Raw genomic sequence first — 2,195 nt, 5'->3', positions numbered from 1 at the left:
ACGCCTGCCTCAGGCCAATTGCATCGAAGGCTACGAAGCGCTGCTGCCGTGGAACTGCAAACCCACAACGCCACTTTAAAACGCAAAACCCCACCAGCGGGAGGTGGGGTTTATGGAGCGCTTACGTATCTCTAATCGGTGGCTTTAATTACTACCGAGCGGTTGATGAGGGTAAAAAACTTTTGGGAAGCTTCGATAACAACATTTGGAGCGGCAAGACCGGGGTCAAATTCGGAGCGCATACCGTGACCGTTGGGTACCAGCGCAATAATGGTAACGACGACTTTGACTACCTACGCCAATCCGACTCAATTTTCTTGGATAACTCTATTCAGTACAGCGATTTCAACTCACCGAAAGAGCAATCCTTGCAGCTGCGCTACGATCTAGATATGCAGGCTTTCGGCATCCCCGGTCTCAGCTTCATGACCCGCTACGCTAAGGGTTGGGATGCGGACTATTCCAACGCGAACAGCGTGTACATGCGTCGCGGAGTGGACGGTGCACCATTGCAGGACCAAAAGCGTTGGGAGCGAGACATAGAGGCCAAGTACGTCATCCAGTCCGGCTCACTGAAGGACATGTCTTTACGTGTTCGCCAAGCAACAACACGAGCTACCGATTTCGAATCTGATTTGGACGAGGTCCGACTGATTGTTGAATATCCACTGCAACTTCTTTAACGGGCATTAGCCATCGGCATCAAGTGTCCGCTATCCCCGATACACCCCGTCTCCTTGTTTCTCCTTTGGTTTGGAGACGGCTTAGGCGCCCTAGTGGCGCCTTTTTTTATGGATTGAAATAACTGTTGGTATCCATCGCCGGCGGCGAGCATCCCTGGGGTTGTATGGCTAATTGGAACGTGTGATCATACTCTCAATATAGGTAGGGGGGGTATGGTATGGGTCATATGAGATCAAGCAAAGACAATCTTCTTAAGCGCGTAAAGCGAATCGCTGGGCAAGTCCAGGCTATTGAGCGAGCACTCGACTCTGATGATGACTGCTCGAAAACTCTGCTTTTGGTCGCTTCTGCCCGTGGCGCTATCAATGGGCTGATGGATGAAATTATCGAAGACCACGCTCGTGAACACGTCGCGAATCCGACACTCAGCAACGACGAAAGAGCGAAAGGTGTCGACGAGCTGCTCGAAGCCATTCGCCGCTATTCCAAATAGGATTTGCCCAGATGAGTAATTCGTACGCCGAGTATTCCCACGACCATATGTTCCTTGGGAAATCACATGAAGAAAACGCCAAGCGAACCTTGTGGGTGGTGGCCCTGACCGTCGTAATGATGGTTGCTGAAATCACCGCAGGTTATCTCACTGGCTCAATGGCGTTGCTTGCCGATGGTTTTCACATGGCAACGCATGCAGGAGCACTCGGCATAGCCGCAGCTGCTTACGCTTACGCTAAAAGACATGCCTCAAGTGCTCGCTACAGTTTTGGAACTGGCAAGGTGGGAGACTTGGGTGGCTTCGCTTCTGCTCTGATTTTGGGACTGGTTTCCTTGGGAATTGCTGGAGAGTCGCTGTTTCGTCTCTTTCAACCGACTCAAGTGCAATTCGGGACAGCGACTCTAATCGCAATTGTCGGACTAGCAGTGAATGTGGTGAGCGCGCTTTTGCTGTCTGGCGGTCATGATCACCACCATGGGCATGACCACGGCCACGATGAGTCTCACCATGCGCATGGTCACGACAATAATTTGCGCTCTGCATACGTTCACGTCATTGCAGATGCATTGACTTCGGTTCTGGCCATCGCAGCCCTTCTTGCTGGTCGATACCTTGGTTGGGTATGGCTCGACCCTGCAATGGGGATTGTGGGTGCCGTTGTGATTGCACGCTGGGCTTGGTCGTTGATGCGGGTGACTTCGGGTGTATTGCTCGACCAGACAGATGATCATGTCGCTGAAGAGATTCGTGAACTGGTTGAGCGACCGGGAGATGCTTCGATCATTGATCTTCATGTCTGGCAGGTTGGGCCGCAAGCCCGCGCCGCGATTGTGAGTGTTCTGGGCAGCCCAGCAGTCAATGCAGAAAACATACGAGAACGGCTTGCGACGTATGCGTCCGGGCATCCCGCCTTGCGCAACTAAACCGGTTGCCATCTATGCGGCAGCAGCTCCGCAATCTCACTCGCCCGCTGCGTCGGCAGGCGCGTGAGGACGTCCTTCAAATAAGCATACGG

At 52.8% G+C, this 2,195-nt stretch carries 4 protein-coding genes; 3 read left to right on the top strand and 1 reads right to left on the bottom strand.

The genetic code is table 11. From position 1 onward, the window contains the following. The 3 genes from BLL38_RS29800 to dmeF all read left to right on the top strand — a co-directional run. The coding region (locus BLL38_RS29800) for an OprD family outer membrane porin (RefSeq protein WP_249024859.1) at window positions 1–683 on the top strand (683 nt) is incomplete at its 5' end. A 218-nt stretch (window positions 684–901) separates the two neighbouring features. After that, entirely contained in the window at window positions 902–1,177 is a 276-nt protein-coding gene (locus BLL38_RS29795) for a metal/formaldehyde-sensitive transcriptional repressor (RefSeq protein ID WP_038444675.1), read from the top strand. 11 nt (window positions 1,178–1,188) lie between these two features. Continuing rightward, window positions 1,189–2,103 (top strand): CDF family Co(II)/Ni(II) efflux transporter DmeF, encoded by a 915-nt coding sequence (gene dmeF, locus BLL38_RS29790; protein ID WP_038444672.1) that lies wholly within the window; start codon window positions 1,189–1,191, stop codon window positions 2,101–2,103. Here the strand turns inward: dmeF and BLL38_RS29785 are convergent. Next, on the bottom strand, window positions 2,100–2,195 hold a 96-nt coding region (locus BLL38_RS29785), incomplete at its 5' end, for a transposase domain-containing protein (RefSeq protein WP_130898290.1). The two genes, dmeF and BLL38_RS29785, sit on opposite strands and share 4 nt — an antisense overlap.

This window comes from Pseudomonas gessardii, assembly GCF_001983165.1.
GTDB lineage: Bacteria > Pseudomonadota > Gammaproteobacteria > Pseudomonadales > Pseudomonadaceae > Aquipseudomonas > Aquipseudomonas gessardii.
Note: the sequence above shows the minus strand (reverse complement) of the source record. Positions and strands in the feature narration are given on the sequence as shown.

What these genes read in the sequence shown, in the direction of transcription:
- BLL38_RS29795 (WP_038444675.1), top strand. Translation starts at nt 902, where the DNA reads ATGGGTCATATGAGATCAAGCAAAGACAATCTTCTTAAGCGCGTAAAG.
- dmeF (WP_038444672.1), top strand. Translation starts at nt 1,189, where the DNA reads ATGAGTAATTCGTACGCCGAGTATTCCCACGACCATATGTTCCTTGGG.